Source organism: Xanthomonas sp. SI, from assembly GCF_014236855.1.
In the GTDB taxonomy this organism is placed as follows: domain Bacteria; phylum Pseudomonadota; class Gammaproteobacteria; order Xanthomonadales; family Xanthomonadaceae; genus Xanthomonas_A.
Genome location: NZ_CP051261.1, coordinates 36,922 through 55,540, shown reverse-complemented (window position 1 = coordinate 55,540; position 18,619 = coordinate 36,922). Strand labels below are relative to the sequence as shown.

The 18,619-nt window shown below is 69.8% G+C and carries 13 protein-coding genes; 7 read left to right on the top strand and 6 right to left on the bottom strand.

Annotation, left to right across the window (positions count from 1 at the left end; all coding sequences use genetic code 11):
- Positions 1 to 241: 241 nt before the first annotated feature.
- Positions 242 to 3,013 (bottom strand): TonB-dependent receptor, encoded by a 2,772-nt coding sequence (locus HEP75_RS00250; RefSeq protein ID WP_185825016.1) that lies wholly within the window; start codon positions 3,011 to 3,013, stop codon positions 242 to 244.
- A gap of 299 nt (positions 3,014 to 3,312) precedes the next feature.
- On the opposite strand from HEP75_RS00250, the gene HEP75_RS00245 reads away from it, so the two are divergent.
- Both HEP75_RS00245 and HEP75_RS00240 read left to right on the top strand, forming a co-directional pair.
- Positions 3,313 to 4,335, top strand: coding sequence for a sugar kinase (locus tag HEP75_RS00245; RefSeq protein WP_185825015.1), 1,023 nt, complete (start codon positions 3,313 to 3,315; stop codon positions 4,333 to 4,335).
- 460 nt (positions 4,336 to 4,795) lie between these two features.
- The gene (locus tag HEP75_RS00240) at positions 4,796 to 6,049 is read left to right on the top strand and encodes an SGNH/GDSL hydrolase family protein (protein WP_185825014.1); all 1,254 of its coding nucleotides are present in this window, start codon (positions 4,796 to 4,798) and stop codon (positions 6,047 to 6,049) included.
- Positions 6,050 to 6,531: 482 nt separating this feature from the next.
- On the opposite strand, the gene fabV is transcribed toward HEP75_RS00240, so the two are convergent.
- The 3 genes from fabV to HEP75_RS00225 form a co-directional block, all read right to left on the bottom strand.
- A complete protein-coding gene (fabV, locus tag HEP75_RS00235) occupies positions 6,532 to 7,737 on the bottom strand; it encodes an enoyl-ACP reductase FabV (RefSeq protein WP_185825013.1) in 1,206 nt (401 codons plus the stop codon).
- A gap of 334 nt (positions 7,738 to 8,071) precedes the next feature.
- Complete coding sequence (locus HEP75_RS00230; RefSeq protein WP_185825012.1) at positions 8,072 to 8,704, bottom strand: response regulator transcription factor; 633 nt, start codon at positions 8,702 to 8,704, stop codon at positions 8,072 to 8,074.
- A complete protein-coding gene (locus HEP75_RS00225) occupies positions 8,701 to 9,801 on the bottom strand; it encodes a sensor histidine kinase (protein WP_185825011.1) in 1,101 nt (366 codons plus the stop codon). The genes HEP75_RS00230 and HEP75_RS00225 overlap by 4 nt, the downstream gene beginning before the upstream one ends.
- A 209-nt stretch (positions 9,802 to 10,010) precedes the next feature.
- On the opposite strand from HEP75_RS00225, the gene HEP75_RS00220 reads away from it, so the two are divergent.
- The 5 genes from HEP75_RS00220 (at position 10,011) to dld (ending at position 14,911) form a co-directional block, all read left to right on the top strand.
- Entirely contained in the window at positions 10,011 to 10,592 is a 582-nt protein-coding gene (locus HEP75_RS00220) for a PEMT/PEM2 methyltransferase family protein (RefSeq protein WP_185826446.1), read from the top strand.
- 10 nt (positions 10,593 to 10,602) lie between these two features.
- Positions 10,603 to 11,058, top strand: coding sequence for a DUF2214 family protein (locus HEP75_RS00215; protein ID WP_185825010.1), 456 nt, complete (start codon positions 10,603 to 10,605; stop codon positions 11,056 to 11,058).
- Between the two features lie 103 nt (positions 11,059 to 11,161).
- Complete coding sequence (gene lldR / locus HEP75_RS00210; RefSeq protein ID WP_185825009.1) at positions 11,162 to 12,022, top strand: transcriptional regulator LldR; 861 nt, start codon at positions 11,162 to 11,164, stop codon at positions 12,020 to 12,022.
- On the top strand, positions 12,019 to 13,179 hold the full coding sequence (gene lldD / locus HEP75_RS00205; protein ID WP_185825008.1) for an FMN-dependent L-lactate dehydrogenase LldD: 1,161 nt from the start codon (positions 12,019 to 12,021) through the stop codon (positions 13,177 to 13,179). The genes lldR and lldD overlap by 4 nt, the downstream gene beginning before the upstream one ends.
- Before the next feature lie 13 nt (positions 13,180 to 13,192).
- Positions 13,193 to 14,911: a D-lactate dehydrogenase gene (gene dld, locus HEP75_RS00200; RefSeq protein WP_185825007.1), complete on the top strand. Its 1,719-nt coding sequence runs from the start codon at positions 13,193 to 13,195 to the stop codon at positions 14,909 to 14,911.
- Positions 14,912 to 14,969: 58 nt separating this feature from the next.
- Here the strand turns inward: dld and HEP75_RS00195 are convergent, their stop codons facing one another.
- Positions 14,970 to 15,773 carry a hypothetical protein gene (locus tag HEP75_RS00195; RefSeq protein ID WP_185825006.1) on the bottom strand — a complete coding sequence of 268 codons (804 nt, stop codon included), beginning with the start codon at positions 15,771 to 15,773 and terminating at the stop codon, positions 14,970 to 14,972.
- Between the two features lie 129 nt (positions 15,774 to 15,902).
- On the bottom strand, positions 15,903 to 18,614 hold the full coding sequence (gene ligD, locus HEP75_RS00190) for a DNA ligase D (RefSeq protein ID WP_185825005.1): 2,712 nt from the start codon (positions 18,612 to 18,614) through the stop codon (positions 15,903 to 15,905).
- Between the last annotated feature and the right edge of the window lie 5 nt (positions 18,615 to 18,619).

Here is an 18,619-nt window from a genome sequence, read left to right as displayed (position 1 = left end):
GTGGCGCGATGTCGCGGGATGGTGAGTGCCTGTCGCGGCTGAAGCCGCTCCTACAGGGGAACATCGTTGCGGCAGCGCGCGTGGCGCTGCGGCGGATTGCCTCTTTCATGTCGCTCCTTTGCGATCGCCGTGCGCGCGTGCCGCCGCATGGCGATCCTCCCTACCCCCGATCCGGCGAGTATGCAGGCAGCGGCGCGCTGCCGGTGCCGCGCACGGGGCGCGACACCGGCGGGCGCAGACTTCAGAACTTGTAGCGCACGCCCAGCAGGTACTGGCGGCCAGTCTCGCTGTACTGCAACGGCAGCTGCGAGGTGGAGCCGACCCATTCGTCGGACGGTTCGTTGGTCAGGTTGATGCCTTCCAGGCTCAGCTCCAGGTGGTCGTCGATCTTCCAGCTGATCGAGGCGTCCACCGTGTTGACCGCGGTCATGCCGTGCACGTCGAAGCCGGTTTCGGTAGCCGGCACCTGGGTCAGGTACTCGTCGCGGTGGGTGTAGGACACCCGCGCGCTGAGCTGTTCGCCCTGGTAGAACAGGGTGCCGTTGTACGAGTTCTTCGACAGGCCGGTCAGGTCGGTTTCCAGCGAGGCCGCACCGGTCGCCGTCAGGTACTGGATCTTCGAATCGACGTAGGTGTAGTTCAACTGCACGCCGAGGTTGCTCCACTTGCCCGGCAGGAACGCGAAGGGCTGGGTGTAGTTGAGCTCGACGCCCTTCAGGTCGCCGCCGGGGGTATTGAGCGGCACGCTGAACACGAAGTCGTCGTTGACGCTGGCGCCGGTGCCGTCGAGCAGGCTGGCCGGCAGGCCGCTGGCCGAGTAAGGCTGGGTCACGCGGGTGGTCTGCACGAAGCTCTCGATGTCCTTGTAGAACACCGCCGCACCCAGCATCGCGCCGTCCTGGAAGTACCACTCGAAGCCGAGGTCGGCGGTCTTGGCGCGGATCGGTTCCAGATCCGGATTGCCGCCGCTGACGGTGCGCGCGCCGCCGGACACATTGACGGTGACGCCCGGGGTCAGGCTGCCCAGACCCGGACGCGACATCACCTTGGCCGCGCCGAAGCGCACCAGGAAGTCCGGCGAGAGTTCGGCGACCAGGTTCAGCGACGGCAGCGTGTCGTTGTATTCGCGGTTGACCGTGGTCTGCACCACTCCGGTACCGACCGTGGCATAGCCGGTGGATTCCTGCTTGGTCTTGACGTAACGCACGCCGAGGTTGCCGTTGACCGGTACCGAGCCGATGTCGAAGCCGAACTGGCCCATCAACCAGGCGCCGCGGTCCTTCTCTTCGACGCTGCGCGAGTTCACCGCGCGCTCGGCCAGGGCGAAGGTGCCGGTGCCGCTGTAGATGTCCAGCGCATTGCCCACCGCATTGAGATCCGGCACCACCCAGCTGCCCGGGCTGCCGCTGACGCCGCCGAGGGTCGCCAGCTCGGTCATGTTGACCGGCACGATGCGGGTGCCGCCGGCGAAGGCCGGGACCGACACTTCCGAGGCGCGGCGCAGTTCCTTGGTCTTGAACGAGTAGTCCTTGGCCAGCACGCCGCCGCGCAGGCTGAAGCCCGGGCTCAGGGTCCACTCGAAGTTCAGGCTGCCGGTGTCGAAGGTGTTCTCGACGTACTGCGGACGCAGGCGGATTTCCGCCAGGGTCCAGCCGCTGCCGTCGGTGGGATCGACGCCGTAGTTGAAGACCGGCGAACGGCTGTTGCCGCGGTAGTCGTACGAGTAACCATCGACGTTGAGCTTGTCCATGATGATCGTGGTCTGGATCGGGTTCTCGTGCTTGGAGCTGGAGGTACCGATCTGGCCGTCGATCTTGAACGAGTCGCTGAACTTGTGCTCGCCGTTGAGGGTGAGCTGCTTGAAGACGGTGTTCCACTCGTCGTAGCGCTGCTCGGAGCGGATGTCCACGTCGTCGAACTGGCCGTACAGCAGCGCGCCGGTCTTCGGGTCGATGTAGCCATCCTTGACGATGGTCTGCGGCTTGCCGCCCTGCGAGGCGCCACGGCTGAAGGAGATCGCCTCGATGTACTTCTCGGTGCGCTTGGCGTCGATCTTGGAGTACAGGCCGTCCAGCGAGAACTGGGTGTCCTTGCTCGGCTTCCACTGCAGCGAGCCGGTCACGCCGGTGCGCTTCTGCTCGTGCTCCATCAGCGTGTAGCGCGGGAAACGCGGGTGGAATACGTTGGCACCGCGCGCGGCGGCGAACGGCGAGGTGGCGCTGAAGTTGCCGTTGCTCGGGCCGTTGGCCCAGCGCCCGCTGTTGCTGCCTTCTTCCAGGATCTGCCGCTCCGAGTACGCCACCGACAGCAGTGCGCCGAAGGTGCCGTCGGCCCAGGTGTTGGCGATCAGTCCGGCCACGCGCGGGTCGGCCTTGTCGGCCATGTCGTTGTAGCCGGCCTGGCCGTTGAGGGCCAGGGTGAAGCCGTCGTAATCGAACGGGCGCGCGGTCTTCAGGTCCACGGTGGCGCCGAGCGAGCCTTCCTCGACGTCGGCCGAGGCGGTCTTGCGCACTACCAGCTGGGTGAACAGGTCCGAGGCGAACACGTTGAAGTCGAAGCCGCGGCTGCGGTTGGAGCCGCCGGACTGGTCGGAGCCGCCGACCGTGGTCAGCGCTTCCATGCCGTTGACCCGCACGCGGGTGAAATCCGGACCCAGGCCGCGCACCGAGATGCTGCGGCCTTCGCCGGCATCGCGGGTGATGACCACGCCGGGGATGCGCTGCAGCGATTCGGCCAGGTTGAGGTCGGGGAAGTCGGCGATGTCCTCGGCCACGATGGCGTCGACCATGCCGGTCTCGCCGCGCTTGAGGTCCAGCGCCTTCTCCACGCTGGCGCGGTAGCCGGTGACGGTGACCGTGTCGAGCTGGGTGGCCGGTTCAGTGGAGCCGGTGGCGGGCGCAGGATCCTGCGCGGGAACGTCCTGGGCGTGGACCACGCCGGCCTGCAGGGCCAGACTGATCGAGAATGCGAGCAAGGTAACCGGTGTCTTCCGGCGTTCGGTACGAGATTGCATGTCCTCCCCTCCCAAGGGTTACATGAACTGCGTGATATTTCGGGCTGTTGCCGCGGATGACACCGCTGGTCAAAACCGACGTTAACAGTTGCGAAACATTGCGGCATCTTGCAGCGCAGCAGAAAATCTAGCGGATTTGCAGGCTTTAGACACAAAGCCTTACCTGGCTTGGCGCGGCCGCTGCGACGGCAGAGTATTGGACGCCGCAGAAAATGACACCGATAGCCAATGGACTTGGCCGGGGCCGCCGTTCCCGGCATGCTGGGCGCCCTCTTCGACCGATCAGGATCTTCCCCGCCATGACCGCATCCCGCATCGTCTGCTTCGGCGAACTGTTGCTGCGCCTGGGCGCTCCCGGCCACGAACGCCTGCTGCAGTCGCCGCGGCTGGACGTGCATGTCGGCGGCGCCGAGGCCAACGTCGGCGTGTCGCTGGCGCATTTCGGCCACGACGTGGCGATGGTCAGCGTGCTGCCGGACAACCCGCTGGGCGAAGCGGCCGCCGGCGAACTGCGCCGGCACGGCGTGGACACCCGCGGCGTGCGCTTCGTGCCCGGGCGCATGGGCCTGTATTTCCTGACCACCGGCGCCGGGCACCGACCCAGCGAGGTCACCTACGACCGCGCCGGCTCGGCGTTCGCGCTGGCGGAGGCGGATGCCTACGACTGGCCGGCGCTGCTGCAGGGCGCGGACTGGCTGCACCTGTCCGGGGTGACTCCGGCGCTGGGCGAACGCGGCGCGGCCGCGGCGCTGGCGGCGGCGCGCAGCGCGCGCGCGCGCGGCGTGCGCGTGTCGTTCGACGGCAACTACCGGCCCAAACTGTGGGAGGCCTGGAACGGCGACGCGCCGGGCATCCTGCACCAGCTGCTGGCGCAGGCCGACGTGCTGTTCGCCGACTACCGCGACCTGGGCGTGGTGCTGGGCCACCAGTACCCGCAGGACAGCGCGCAGGCGCGGGTGGAAGCCGGCGCGCGCGACGCCTTTGCCGCGTTCCCGCAACTGCAGGCGATGGCCTGCACCCAGCGCGTGGCGCACAGCGTGGACCACCACAGCCTGGGCGCAATGCTGCTGCGCCGCGACGGCAGCGTGGCGCAGGCGCCGAGCGAAGAGCTGACCGGCATCGTCGACCGCATCGGCGGCGGCGACGCGTTCGCCGCGGGCGTGCTGCACGGCCTGAGCCAGGGCTGGGACGACACCGCCACGATCCGCTTCGGCCTGGCCGCCGGTTGCCTGAAGCACTCGGTGCCGGGCGATTTCCATCCGCTGGGTGAGGCCGACGTGCAGGCCTGCGTGGGGACGTCGCGGTTCGATGTGAAGCGGTGAGGGGCCGGGATTGGGGAGTGGGGATTGGGGATTCGTAGGAGCGTTGGTTGCGGTGGTTTTGTGCGTGGTGCGGCGTTGTTGTGGTTCGTTTTTCTGTCGCGGCTGAAGCCGCTCCTACAGGGGCAGCGCGCACGGTTTTTGTAGGAGCGGCTTCAGCCGCGACAGGAAAATGAGGCGGTCGCAATGCCAAGGCGCCCATGAAAAACACGGCATTGACGCCACCACGAATCGCAAATCCCCACCTTTGCAGAAGCGGCTTCAGCCGCGAGCTGCGACACGCTTCAGATACCGGGCGGTTTCCATGTGCGGATTGGCGCGGCCCGTCCTGCAATGCCCGGCGCAGCGTCGGCCTTGGTTTCCCGCGTCGCGCTGGGAGACCGGCGGTTCTCGCTAGACTGCAGGCCCTTCCCGCCATTTCCGAGACCTCAATGGACGCTTCCCGTCAGGCCGTCGTGCGCCCATGAGCCGCATCTCGATCGCCGCCGCCCTCGTCGCTGCACTGCTGGGCGGCGCATGCCCCCGCCCTTCCTACGCACAGGCGGCGTCGGCGCAGCCGGGATGGATCGCCAGCTGGGCCACCAGTCCTCAGGTCGGGGAAGCCGATGCGGACGAGCCGCTGGCGAACCTCGACGGGCAGACGGTGCGGCAGCGGGTACGCATGTCCGTCGGTGGTGCCCGGTTGCGGGTCCGATTGTCCAACGAATTCGGTTCATCGCCGTTGACGATCGGTGCGGCATCCATCGCCGTGGCGACGGATGCTTCGACCGTGCAACCGGGTTCGCTGCGGCCGCTCACATTCGGCGGGAATTCCTCCGTCAGCGTTCCCGCGGGCGCCCCCGTGCTCAGCGATCCGGTCGAACTGGCGGTCGCGCCGGGCGCGCAGGTCAGCATCAGCCTGTTCTTTCCGGAGCGGGTCGCATCCAGCACGCTGCACTCCCTGGCGCTGAAGCACGCCGTGGTGAGCGCGCCCGGCGACCACACGCGAGAGCCGAGTATCGCGCCGGCCGCGACATCCACCTCGTCCATCGCGCTCACCGCGGTACTGGTGCCGCAGGTGCGCTCGCAGCGGTTGCTGGTGGCATTCGGGGATTCGATCACCGACGGTGCGGGATCCACCACCGACGCGGACCGCAGCTGGCCGGCGCAATTCGCGCAGCGCGTGGCGGCGGCCGATCCCGGTTTGTCCGTGGTGAATGCCGGAATCGCGGGCAACCAGTTGTCGCATGAGGGGTACGGCGCGAGCGGCTTGGCCCGCTTCGACCGGGATGTCCTGTCGCTGCCGGGCGTGACGCATCTCGTGCTCCTGGAAGGGATCAACGATATCGCCGCACCAGGGGTCAAGATCGGTGCGCGCTACTTTGCGCCGCCGGCGGAGGTCAGGACCGCGGAGCAAGTCATCGCTGCCTACCGGCAATTGATCGCGCGCGCGCACGACCATGGGATCAAGGCGATCGGCGCGACCCTGACGCCCTTTGCCGGCAATACAGTTCCCGGCTTCTACTCGCCGCAGAAAGAGGCGACGCGGCAGGCGGTCAACGCCTGGATACGCAACAGCGGCGCGTTCGATGCAGTGATCGATTTCGATACGGTCCTGCGCGATGCCGAGCATCCGCTCCAGCTTCAAGCCCGCTTCGCCTCGCGCGACCGGCTGCATCCCAACGATGCCGGCTACGCCGCCATGGCGGACGCGATCGACATCGCTCTTTTCCGCTGAGCGCGCGGCGACCGAAGATCGGTGCCGGCCGTGGCGGCTGGCACCGCTCTACAGGGAAGATGCACGCTTGTGTAGGAGCGGCTTCAGCCGCGACAGGCACCTCAACGGAAGGCGGCCTCGGGCGCCGGCCGCATCTCCAATCCGATTCGACGCTGGCGTTTCCTCGTTCCGGTCGCGGCTGAAGCCGCTCCTACAGGGGGAGACGCGTGCTTCTGTAGGAGCGGCTTCAGCCGCGACAGGCACCTCAACGAAAGGCGGCCTCAGGCGCCGGCCGCATCTCCAATCCGATTCGACGCTGGCGTTTCCTCGTTCCGGTCGCGGCTGAAGCCGCTCCTACAGGAGAGATGCGCGCTTGTGTAGGAGCGGCTTCAGCCGCGACAGACACCCAACGCAAAACGGCCGGCATCGCTGCCGGCCGCTTCTCCAATCCCGAATCCCGGCTCTTCCAATCCCGAATTCCCAATCCCGAATCCCGGCTGTTCCTAAAGCTCGATGCAATCGAACTGCACGTCCGGATTCACGTCGGCGTCGTAGTCCACGTCCTTGCGCTCGAAGCCGAACAGCTTGAGGAATTCGTGCTTGTAGCCGGCGTAGTCGGTGAGCTGGAACAGGTTCTCGGTGGTGACCTGCGGCCACAGCGCCTTGCAGGCGTCCTGCACGTCGTCGCGCAGTTCCCAGTCGTCCAGGCGCAGGCGGTTCTGCTCGTCGGTGGCCGGGGCCTGGCCGTCTGCGCGGTACATGCGCTCGCGGAACAGGCGGTCGAGCTGGTCGATGGTGCCTTCGTGCAGGCCCTTCTCTTTCATGATCTTGTAGACCATGGAGATGTACAGCGGCATCACCGGGATCGCCGCGCTGGCCTGGGTCACCACCGACTTGAGCACCGCCACGTTGGCGCTGCCGCCGCTTTGCTGCAGGCGCGCGTGCAGGCGCTGTGCGGTCTGGTCCAGGTCCACCTTGGCCTTGCCCAGCGCGCCGTGCCAGTAGATCGGCCAGGTGATCTCGGTGCCGATGTAGCTGAAGGCGACGCTGCGCGCGCCCGGCGCGAGCACGCCGGCGGCGGCCAGCGCGTCGATCCACAGTTCCCAGTCCTGGCCGCCCATCACGGTGATGGTGTCTTCGATCTCCTGCTCGGTGGCCGGCTCGATCGAGGCCTCGATGATCGCGTCCTTGTTGGTGTCGATCGCGGTGGCGGTGTAGGTCTGGCCGATCGGCTTGAGCGCCGAGCGCTTCACTTCGCCGGTGCCGGGCAGCTTGCGCACCGGCGAGGCCAGCGAATACACCACCAGGTCGACCTGGCCGCCCATCTCGGTCTTGATCAGTTCGATCACCTGCGCGCGCGCTTCGTCGGAGAAGGCGTCGCCGTTGATCGACTTGCTGTACAGGCCCTGCGCCTTGGCGAATTTGTCGAACGCGGCCGAGTTGTACCAGCCGGCGGTGCCGGCCTTCTTGTCGCTGCCGGGCTTTTCGAAGAACACGCCCAGCGTGTCGGCGCCGAAGCCGAACGCGGCGGTGATCCGCGAGGCCAGGCCGTAGCCGCTGGAGGCGCCGATCACCAGCACTTTCTTTGGCCCATCGCTGCGCACGCCGCGCGCACGCGTGGCCTCGATCTGTTCGAGCACGTTGCGCTCGCAGCCGAGCGGATGCGTGGTGGTGCAGATGAAACCGCGAACTTTCGGGTGGATGATCAACGTGGTGTCCTCTCGGCAAGATGCCCCGCGGCATCTTAATGTCTGCGGCGCGCATGCAGAAGGGCCGAAGGCTGCAGACGGCGGGGTATGGAGGCGTTATGCACCGGCGATGCTGGTGCGGGCGTGCGACGAAGCATGGCTGGCTGGCGTTGGCGGTGCGTGTCGCGTGATGTGCTGGCTTGACTGCGTTCGTCTGGTCTGTGTCGCGGCTGAAGCCGCTCCCACACGATGCCGTGCGTGCCGCGAGCACGCCGCGGCCTCTTGCCACGGGTACGCCGCGGCCTCTGCCACCACTGTAGGAGCGGCTTCAGCCGCGACCGGCACCCACAGCCACTCAGATGATCCGCAGCGTGATCGCCTTGAGCACCGCGCGGGTGCGGTCGCGAGTGCCGAGCTTGTCCAGGATGGTGGAGACGTAGTTCTTCACCGTGCCTTCGGCCAGGAACAGGCTGCGCGCGATTTCCTTGTTCGAGTAGCCGCCGGCGAGCAGACGCAGGATCGCCACTTCGCGTTCGTTGAAGGTGTCGCGCGGCGCGTCCTCGTCGCGGTAGCGGTAGCGCGCGCGGACCGGGTCGGTGCTGACCGGCTGCAGCAGGGTCTCGCCCGCGGCCACGCGCACGATCGCGTCGCGCAGGTCTTCGGGCGCGGCGTCCTTGAGCAGGAAGCCCTGCGCGCCGGCGTCGGTGGCGCGCAGCAGCAGGTCGGCGTCATCGAAGGTGGTCAGCAGCAGGACCGGGGTGGCATCGCCGCGCGCGCGCAGCCGTTGCAGCGCCTGGATGCCGTCCAGGCCGGGCATGCGGATGTCGCTGAGCACCACGTCCACCGACGTGGCCGCCAGCGCGGCCAGCAGCGCTTCGCCATCGTCGGCCTCGCAGGCCACGACGATGCCCTGGGTCTGCAGCAATGCGCGCAGGCCGGCGCGCACCAGGATCTGGTCGTCGGCCAGGGCGATGCGCAAGGCACTCACAGCGGCAACCGCGCGGTCAGTTGCATGCCGCCCAGCGGCGTGCGGCCCAGATCGAGCCGGCCGCGCAGCGCGGCCATGCGCTCGCGCATGCCGGCGATGCCGTTGCCTTCCTGGATACGCTCGCCACGGCGGCCGTCGTCCTCGATGTCCACGCGCAATTGCCCATCCTCGTGATGCAGACGTATATGTACCTCATCGGCATCGGCATGCCGGGCGGCGTTGGTCAGCGCTTCCTGCACCAGCCGCAGCAGGGTCTCGGCCAGCTGCGGATCGGTGATGCGCACGCCCGGCGCGATCTGCAGCCGCAGCTGCGGCCGCGGGAAAGGCGCGGCCAGCGCGCGCAGCGCGGTCTCCAGGTCCAGGCCTTGGTCGTCGCGCAGCGACTGCACCACGTTGCGGATATCGGCCAGCAGCTCGCCGGACAGGCGCTCGACCACGCCGAGTTCCTCGCGCCGCGCCAGGTCCGGATCGGTCAGCAGCAGGCGCAGATTGATCCGCAGCGCGGTCAGCTTGTGCCCGGCCACGTCGTGCAGCTCGCGCGCCAGGCGCAGGCGTTCGGCATCGCGCGCGCTGTCGGCCAGCAGCGCGCGCGTGGCCAGCAGGTCGGCATTGACCCGGGCCAGCGCTTCGCGGGCGCGCTCGGCCGTGCGCGCGTAGTGCGCGGACAGCCCGGCGAAGGCGTGGAAGCCGGCGTAGATCAGGGTGGTCAGCAACGCGCGCTTGAAACCGGCCGTGGACAGCAACAGGAAGGTGCCCAGGTTGACCAGGAGCGCCAGCAGCAACACCCGGCGCGGCTCCCACAGCAAGGCCACCTGCGTCACCACCACCACCAGCAGCACCGGCGCGGTGCCGACGCCCGGTTCCAGCCACACCAGGACCAGCGCCGCGGCGGCTTGCAGCCACAGCGCGGCATCGCGCAGACGCGGCGCGGGCAGGTAGCGATAGCCAAGCAACAGCAGCACGAACAGGCCGGCCGCCGGCCAACGCAAGGCGGCCGGTGCCTGGTGCTGCAGCTGAAACGACCACAGCACGGTGGCTACGGTGGCCAGGCCGGCCAGGCGCTTGGGGTCGATCAGATCGTGCAGGACGCGGTGCATGCCGCGGATGCTGACCGCGCAGCGCGGCGCCGGCAATGGGGCTGGCGCAGAAAGTGACTTCCGGCAGGTCGGATCGATGACCAGCGGCCACTGTGCCGCTACGGCATGGCGGCCACACTAACGCCATGCCATCGATGCCGCGGCGGCCCGTTCACCAGGCGTCCAGCGCGATGGCGTACACCGACATTGCTCCCCACGAGGAAACGACGATGCACCTGACCCTGCGACATCCCGATCTGTGGTTCACCGTGCTGGGCGTGTGCTGGGGCGTCTACGAGATGCTGCTCAGCCACCGCCGCCGCGCGGCCGATGGCGGCGCGCGCGATCAGGGCACGCTGCAGCTGCTGTGGCGCGTGCTGTACGCGGCGGTGGCGGTGGGCGTGCTGCTGGCCTTCGTCGGCGTGTGGCGCTATGCGCCGGCGCTGCAGGAGCCGGCGCGCTGGCTGGGCTGCGCGCTGCTGGCCGGAGGCCTGGCGCTGCGGCTGTGGGCGATCCGGGTGCTGGCGCGCTGGTTCACGGTGGACGTGACCATCCAGGACGACCACCGGCTGATCCGCCATGGGCCGTATCGCTACCTGCGCCATCCCTCCTACACCGGCGCGCTGCTGGCGTTCTACGGGCTGGCGATCGGCCTGGGCAACGTGCTGTCGCTGCTGGCGATCGTGCTGCCGGTGACCTGGGCGTTCCTGCGCCGCATCCGCGTGGAGGAAGCCGCGCTGACCCAGGCGTTCCCGCGCGAGTACCCCGACTACGCCGCGCACAGCTGGCGGCTGCTGCCGTTCGTCTGGTGAGGGACGGGCGATGCGCGCGCTCGACCTGACGCTCGCCGTCCTCCACCACCTCGCCTTCCTATTGCTGACCGCCGCGCTGGTGGTCGAGTGGACGTTGCTGCGCGAACCGCCGCACGCGCTGCGGCTGGCGCGGCTGCTGCGCGCGGACGCCGCCTACGGAATGGCGGCGTTGCTGATCCTGGCCGTCGGCGGCCTGCGCGTGCGCTACGGACTCAAGGGCCCGGACTACTACCTGCACAACCCCTGGTTCTGGGCCAAGCTGGGCGTGTTCGCGGCGATCGGGCTGCTGTCGCTGCTGCCCACGCTGCGGCTGCTGCGCTGGCGCCGCCAGGCCCGCCTGCAGCCGGGGTTCATGCCGCCGCCGGCGCAGGTTGCCGCGCTGCACCGCAGCGTCGGCGCCGAACTAGCCCTGCTGGCAATGTTGTTCGTGCTGGCCGCGACGATGGCGCGCAATGTGGCGCGTTAATTGGTATTACCAAAAATAGGCTGTAAAACCTCATCCGCAGTTGACTTGGTCGAATCCGCAGCGATCTAATGGCTGTCCCTGTGCGCCGCCGGCAATTAGTGGTATGACCAATATTTCAACGTCTGCGACGACACCATCAGCGGCACGCCACGGCCCACACGATGCACCGCCGCCGGGCGCCGCATCGGCTACCGGCAGCGGCCGCCTCAGCGATCGCGTTGCCGCGCAGCTGCGTGCGCTGATCGCAGAGCGCGGCTTGCAGCCCGAGCAGCGCCTGCCGGCCGAGCGCGCGTTGGCGCTGGAACTGGGCGTGTCGCGCACCGCGTTGCGCGAGGCGATCGCCCAGCTCGCCAGCCAGGGGCTGCTGCGTGCCCGCGCCGGCGGCGGCACCTATGTACAGCGCCCGCATACGCCCGAGGAACGGGTGGTGGCGCCGCTGCAGCCGTTCCTGCCGCTGCTGCAGGGCGATCCGGAATACCGCTTCGACGTGCTGGAGACCCGCCACGCGCTGGAAGGCGCCACCGCCTGGCACGCCGCGCTGCGCGCCACCGACGCCGACCGCGCGCGCATCGCCGCTGCGTTCGAGGCGATGCTGCAGGCGCATGCGCAGGGCGATGCGGCCGCCGAGGCGCGCGCCGATGCCGACTTCCACCTGGCCATCGCCGAGGCCGCGCACAACCGCGTGCTGCTGCAGGTGATGCGCGGGCTGTTCGATCTGCTGCAGACCAACATCTCGCAGAGCCGGCACAAGCTGTTCCAGTCGCCGCGCACCTTCGCGCCGCTGCTGGCGCAGCACCGCGCGCTGCGCGACGCGATCCTGGCCGGCGAGCCGGAACGCGCGCGCGACGCCGCGCACGCGCACCTGGCGTTCGTGCACACCGCGCTGCGCAGCCTCGACGAAGACGACGCGCGCCGTGCGCGCGCCTCGCGCCTCCCCTCCTCTCCCGACGACCCGCGCCGATGATCATTTCCGCCGCTTCCGACTACCGCGCCGCCGCCGAAGCGCGGCTGCCGCCGTTCCTGTTCCACTACATCGACGGCGGCGCCTATGCCGAGCACACGCTGCGGCGCAACGTGACCGACCTGGCCGACATCGCGCTGCGCCAGCGGGTGCTGCGCGACATGGCCGCGCTGAGCCTGGAGACCGAGCTGTTCGGCGAGCGCCTGGCGCTGCCGCTGGCCCTGGCCCCGGTCGGGCTGACCGGCATGTACGCGCGCCGCGGCGAGGTACAGGCCGCGCGCGCGGCGGCGGCCAAGGGCGTGCCGTTCACCCTGTCCACGGTGTCGGTGTGCCCGATCGAGGAAGTGGCGCCGGCGATCGACCGGCCGATGTGGTTCCAGCTGTACGTGCTCAAGGACCGCGGCTTCATGCGCAACGCGCTGGAGCGGGCAAAGGCCGCCGGCGTGACCACGCTGGTGTTCACCGTGGACATGCCCACGCCCGGCGCGCGCTACCGCGATGCGCACTCGGGCATGAGCGGGCCGCACGCGCCGCTGCGGCGCATGCTGCAGGCCGCGACCCATCCGCGCTGGGCCTGGGACGTGGGCCTGATGGGGCGACCGCACGACCTGGGCAACATCTCCACCTACCGCGGCAGCCCGACCGGGCTGGCCGACTACATTGGCTGGCTCGGCGCGAACTTCGACCCGTCGATTTCGTGGAAGGACCTGGAATGGATCCGCGAGTTCTGGACCGGGCCGATGGTCATCAAGGGCATCCTCGACCCGGACGATGCGCGCGACGCGGTGCGTTTCGGCGCCGACGGCATCGTGGTCTCCAACCATGGCGGGCGCCAGCTCGACGGCGTGCTGTCCAGCGCGCGCGCGCTGCCGGCGATCGCCGATGCGGTGAAGGGCGAACTGAAGATCCTGGCCGACTCCGGCATCCGCAGCGGCCTGGACGTGGTGCGCATGCTCGCGCTCGGCGCCGATGCGGTGCTGCTCGGCCGCGCCTTCGTCTATGCGCTGGCCGCGGCCGGCCAGGCCGGGGTGGAGAACCTGCTGACCCTGGTGGAGAAGGAGATGCGGGTGGCGATGACGCTGACCGGCGCCAAGTCGATCGCGGCGATCTCGCGCGATTCGCTGGCGCGGGTCACCCGCGAAAGCACCGTGTCGCCGTAGGGTCGCTGAGCGCATGAACGCGCCGCTCGCCGAAGCATGCCTGCTGCGCCAGCTGCGCGACGCGGTGGGCCGCGGCCACGTGCTGGTCGGCGACCGCGCCACGCGGCGCTTCCGCAAGGGCTACCGCTTCGGCGAGGGCCGGGTGCTGGCGGTGGCGCGGCCGGGCACGCTGCTGGAACTGTGGAACGTGCTGCAGGCCGTGGTGGCCGCGGAACGCATCGTCATCGTGCAGGCCGCCAACACCGGCCTCACCGGCGGCTCCACTCCGGACGGCGACGGCTACGACCGGCAGATCGTGCTGGTCAGCACGCTGCGCCTGCGTGGCGTGCAACTGCTGCACGACGGCCGCCAGGTCGTCTGCCTGCCCGGCGCCACCCTGGACGCGCTGGAACGGCAGCTGCAGCCGCTGCGGCGCGAGCCGCATTCGGTGATCGGTTCCTCGTGCATCGGCGCCTCGGTGCTGGGCGGGGTGTGCAACAACTCCGGCGGCGCGCTGGTGCGGCGCGGCCCTGCCTATACCCAGCTGGCGCTGTTCGCGCAGCTCGGCGCCGACGGCCAGTTACGCCTGGTGAACCATCTCGGCATCGCGCTGGGCGATACGCCCGAGCAGATCCTGACCCGGCTGCAGGCCGGCAACTACGGCGCCGCCGACATCCACGACGACCCTGCCCTCGCCGCCTCCGACCCGGACTACGCCGCGCACGTGCGCGACGTGGACGCGGACACGCCGGCCCGCTTCAACGCCGACCCGGCGCGGCACTACGAGGCGTCCGGCTCGGCCGGGCGGCTGTGCGTGTTCGCGGTGCGGCTGGACACGTTCCCGCGCGAGGACAGCACGGTCTTCTACATCGGCAGCAACGCCACCGACGACCTGACCGCGCTGCGCCGCGGCCTGCTCACCGCCTTCGCGCAACCGCCGATCAGCGGCGAATACCTGCACCGCGACGCGTTCGACATCGGCGCGCGCTACGGCAAGGACACCTTCCTGCTGATCGACCGCTTCGGCACCGGCGCGGTGCCCAAGGCGTTCGCGCTGAAGAGCCGCGTGGATGGCTGGTGCGAGGCGCTGGGCCTGCCAGGGCTGGCCGACCGCGCGTTGCAGGCGCTGACCGACCGGCTACCCGAGCACCTGCCACCGCGCCTGCGTGCCTACCGCGACCGCTTCGAACACCACCTGCTGCTGCGCGTGTCCGCGCGGGACGCCGCCGCGACCGACGCGTTCCTGGCCGACCACTTCGCCGGCAGCGACCGCGGCGCCTATTTCCGCTGCGACGCCGACGAGGGCCGCAAGGCGTTCCTGCACCGCTTCGCCGTGGCCGGCGCGGCGGTGCGCTACCGTCAGGTGCATCGCGACACGGTCGAGGACATCGTGGCGCTGGACGTGGCGCTGCGCCGCAACGACCGCGACTGGCTGGAGACGCTGCCGCCGGAACTGGAGCGCGCGCTGCTGGGCAAGCTCTACTACGGCCACTTCTTCTGCCACGTGTTCCACCAGGACTACCTGGTGCGCAAGGGCCACGATCCGCTGGCGATCGAGCATGCGATGTGGGCGCTGCTGGACCGGCGCGGCGCCGAATATCCGGCCGAGCACAACGTCGGCCACCTGTACCGCGCCAAGCCGGCGCTGGCCGCGTTCTACCGCGCGCTGGACCCGACCAACAGCTTCAACCCCGGCATCGGGCAGACGCCGAAGGGCAAGCACTGGCACGCCTGCGACGGCGATCACGACTGAGCGTGGCTGAGCGCGCCGGTACGCACCGCGCGCGGCCGGACGCCGCCGCGCGTTGCGGTCATTCGATCTCGAGCATGCCGCCGTCCATCAGCGCCGTGGCGATGGCGTACACGTTGCGGGCGTCGGGGCGGATGCCGTCGGCGCCGAGCACCGCGCGCTTGTCCTCGGCACCGTCCATCGCCCGCTCCAGCACCTTGCCGTAGCGCAGGCTCAGGATCAGCGGGCCGAGCAACATCGCGCGCTGCGCTTCGTCCGGCGCGGTGTCGGCGGTGCCGCGCTGTTGCTGCTGCGCGGCGTCGACCACCGCATTCCAGCCGGCGATGTAGGCGTTGGCCTCGATCGCCATGTTGTGGTTCAGCGCCTCCTGCGCCACCGGCGTGGCGTCGAAGTCGGTGCCCTTGGCCTGCGCTTCGCGCATGCCGGCGGCGACCTTTTCGGCCAGCGCGCGATCGAACTGGGCCTGGCGTTCGCCGACCGACAGGTGCACCGCCAGGTGCGCGAGCACGAACACCAGGTTGTCGGCGGCCACGTCGCCGCTGCGCAGCGCATGCGGGCGTGGGGCATCGCGCAGCTGCTGCAGCAGCGCGCTGGTCAGCACCAGGTCGTTGTCGAGCGCCGCGGCGGCGAATGGCCGGTACTTGACCAGCGGTTGCTCGGCGACGAGGCGGATGCGCTGCAATCGACCGGCATCGGCCAGCTGCAGCAGTTGCCCGCGCAGCGACGGCGAGGCCTGCACCGCGGCACGCACCTGCGCGGCGTCGGTGGCGCTGCCCTGGATCGCCGTCAGCACCGCATCGAGGCGGTCGGCGGCGAACGCCGGCACGGCGCACAGCCAGGCCAGCACGAAAACCCACCGTCGCATCCGCAGCATGGTCGAATCCTTTCGTCGCTATCCAGAAGCGGCGCAGCCTAGCATGGCCGCCGCACGCTGCCGACCAGGGCGCGCTGCGGCACGGGACGCTGCGCGGCGGAGGCCGCGGGGCCGGAGGAATCAGCTTCCGGGCAGCCGCTGCCGCAACGTCTCCATCTCCTTCCACGGATGCTCGCGCAGGCGTGCGGCGCGCTGCAGCGCCTTGGCCAGCGGGAACGCCTGCGGCGAGGCGATCCGCGCCAGTTCCTCCCAGCGCAGCGGCACCGCCACGGTGGCGTGCTCGCGCGCGCGCAGCGACCACGAGCACACGCTGGTGCTGCCGCGGCCGTTGCGCAGCCAATCGACGAAGATCACCCCGTTGCGCTTGGCCTTGCTCATCGTGGCCACGTAGCGCTCGGGCGCAGAGCCGGCCAGCGCCTGGGCGAAGGCTTCGCAGAAATCGCGCGCCTGCTCCCAATCCGCACCGGGCACGATCGGCACCACCACGTGCAGGCCCTTGCCGCCGGACAGGCGCACGAAGCTTTCCAGCCCGGTCTCGCGCAGGCGGGTGCGGATCTCGCGCGCCGCGGCCTTGATCTGCGTCCAGCTCACGCCCTCGCCCGGGTCCAGGTCGAACACCAGCCGGTCGGGATGCTCGGGATCGTCCACGGTCGACCCCCAGGGATGCAGCTCCAGGGTGTTCATCTGCACCAGTTCCAGCAGGCCGGCCAGATCGTCGATGTACAGGTAGTCCTCGGTGCCGCTCTTCTGCTTCAGTGCGATCGCGTGTACATGCTCGCCGAGCGCGCGGTTGTTGTGCTTCTGGAAGAAGCATTCGCCGCTGGCGCCATCGGGGCAGCGCAGCAACGACAGCGGACGCCCGGCGACTTCCTGCAGCAACCATGGCGCGATGGCGCGGTAGTACTCGGCGACCTCGCCCTTGCTGATGCCGGCACCCGGGTACACCACGCGCTCGGGGTGGGTGATGACGACCGCCGCGGCATCGGCGTCGGCGCTGGCGGAGGAAGCGACCTTCCGCGCCGCGGTGCTTGCGCGCGGCGCGGACTTGGCAGTTGCCGGTTTGCGCTTGGCGGCACCGTTTTTCGTAGCATCGCCTTTGGATGTGCTGCGTTTCGCCGGCGCGGTCTTCTTCGCCGATGCCGCAGCGCGCGCCGCCACGACATGGTTGCCTGGGGCTGCCGCCGGTGGCGGCGCACGATCACCGCCGAGATCCTGCAGCGGCTTGTCCTCGCGCAGGCGCTTGAATGCAGCCTGGCGCAACAACCCTTCCTTGGCCCAGCCGCGGAAGGCGACTTCGGCCACCAGTTGCGGCCGCACCCAGTGCACGCTGCGCCGCGGGAACGGCGCATGCGCGGGGATGTCCACTACCGCCTGCTCGCTGTGCAGCGCCTGCAGCTGCGCAAGCAAGCGCCGCAGGCCCGATTCGTCGAAACCGGTGCCGACCCGGCCGACATAGCGCAAGCCGCCATCGCTGCGCTGCGCCAGCAGCAAGGAACCGAAGCCACTGCGCGCGCCCTTGGGATCGGTATAGCCGACGATGACGAAATCGTCGCTGTTCTCGTGCTTGGTCTTGACCCAGTCGCCGCCGCGGCCGCCGTGATAGCGCGCGTCCGCGCGCTTGCTGACCACGCCTTCGTAGCCCTTCGCCGCCGCCGCGGCGAACACCTCCGGGCCGTGGCCGAGCACATGGTCGCTGTAGGCCAGCACGCCCGGCGTGTCGCCGAGCAGCGCGCGCAGCAATTGCTTGCGCTGCAGCAGCGGCACCTCGCGCAGGTCCACGCCGGCCACGCCGAGCAGGTCGAACACCAGGTAGCGCAGCGGCTGCTTGGAACTTCCCTCGATTACCCGTTGCAAGGCCGAGAAATCGCTGCGGCCATCGGCATCGAGCACTACCAGCTCGCCGTCCAGCCGCGCCTCGCTCACCGGCAACGCCTGCACCGCGTGCGCGACCTCGGGGAAGGTCTCGGTCCAGGCCTGGTCGTTGCGCGAGCGCAGCGTCGCCTGGCCGGCATCGAGATCGGCGAGCAGGCGGTAGCCGTCCCACTTGATCTCGTGCAGCCATTGCGCGCCGTCGGGGGCACGGTCGCGCAGCAGCGTCAGCTGCGCGCGCTCGCCTGGCGGACACGGGCGATCGCGCGCACCGTCCAGCGCCAGCGCGCGCTTGCGCCAGGCCGCATCGCTGCGCCGCGGCCGCGCGGCCGACAAGGCAGCAGCGCCAGCGGCGGCAGACTTGGCCGGGGCTGCATCGCGCGCACGCTTGGAGGCCATGGTGGGCTTGGCGGCCTTGGCCGCGCGCTTCGGCGCGGGCGCGGAGACCGGCTCCTGCAGCAGGTCGTCGGCATCGCGATCGGCGGCGAACGCGTCGTCGCGCTTGATCAGCAGCCACTGCGGCTGCTTGCCGCGCAACGCAGTGCGTACCAGTTTCCAGTTGCCGTTGAGGCGCTCGCCGTGCAGCACGAAATCCAGCTTGCCAGCGGCGATCGCGGCCAGCGGTTCGCCGTCGCACGACCAGGTGCCGTGGTCGAACACATCGACATGGCCGGCACCGTAATGGCCCTCGGGAATATCGCCGGCGAAGCCGGCATAGGACAGCGGATGGTCTTCCACCTGCACCGCCAGCCGCTTTTCGCCGACCCGCAGCGACGGCCCCTTCGGCACCGCCCAACTCTTCAGCACGCCGTCGGCTTCCAGGCGGAAATCGTAGTGGCGCGAGCTGGCGTGGTGCAGCTGCACCACGAAGATCGGCCGCCGCGACGGCGCCGCGACGCTGTCGTCGGCCGGTTCCGGGGTTGCGCCGAAGCGGCGTTTGCGGGCGTACTCGCGCAGCGTCATCGTGC

Bases quoted from the DNA above. Each gene is read 5' to 3' on its own strand.
- HEP75_RS00215 (WP_185825010.1), top strand. From the start codon at position 10,603: ATGCGCGCGCTCGACCTGACGCTCGCCGTCCTCCACCACCTCGCCTTC.
- HEP75_RS00195 (WP_185825006.1), bottom strand. From the start codon at position 15,773: ATGCGACGGTGGGTTTTCGTGCTGGCCTGGCTGTGCGCCGTGCCGGCG.
- lldD (WP_185825008.1), top strand. From the start codon at position 12,019: ATGATCATTTCCGCCGCTTCCGACTACCGCGCCGCCGCCGAAGCGCGG.
- HEP75_RS00225 (WP_185825011.1), bottom strand. From the start codon at position 9,801: ATGCACCGCGTCCTGCACGATCTGATCGACCCCAAGCGCCTGGCCGGC.
- HEP75_RS00220 (WP_185826446.1), top strand. From the start codon at position 10,011: ATGCACCTGACCCTGCGACATCCCGATCTGTGGTTCACCGTGCTGGGC.
- ligD (WP_185825005.1), bottom strand. From the start codon at position 18,614: ATGACGCTGCGCGAGTACGCCCGCAAACGCCGCTTCGGCGCAACCCCG.
- lldR (WP_185825009.1), top strand. From the start codon at position 11,162: ATGACCAATATTTCAACGTCTGCGACGACACCATCAGCGGCACGCCAC.
- HEP75_RS00250 (WP_185825016.1), bottom strand. From the start codon at position 3,013: ATGCAATCTCGTACCGAACGCCGGAAGACACCGGTTACCTTGCTCGCA.
- HEP75_RS00245 (WP_185825015.1), top strand. From the start codon at position 3,313: ATGACCGCATCCCGCATCGTCTGCTTCGGCGAACTGTTGCTGCGCCTG.
- HEP75_RS00240 (WP_185825014.1), top strand. From the start codon at position 4,796: ATGAGCCGCATCTCGATCGCCGCCGCCCTCGTCGCTGCACTGCTGGGC.
- dld (WP_185825007.1), top strand. From the start codon at position 13,193: ATGAACGCGCCGCTCGCCGAAGCATGCCTGCTGCGCCAGCTGCGCGAC.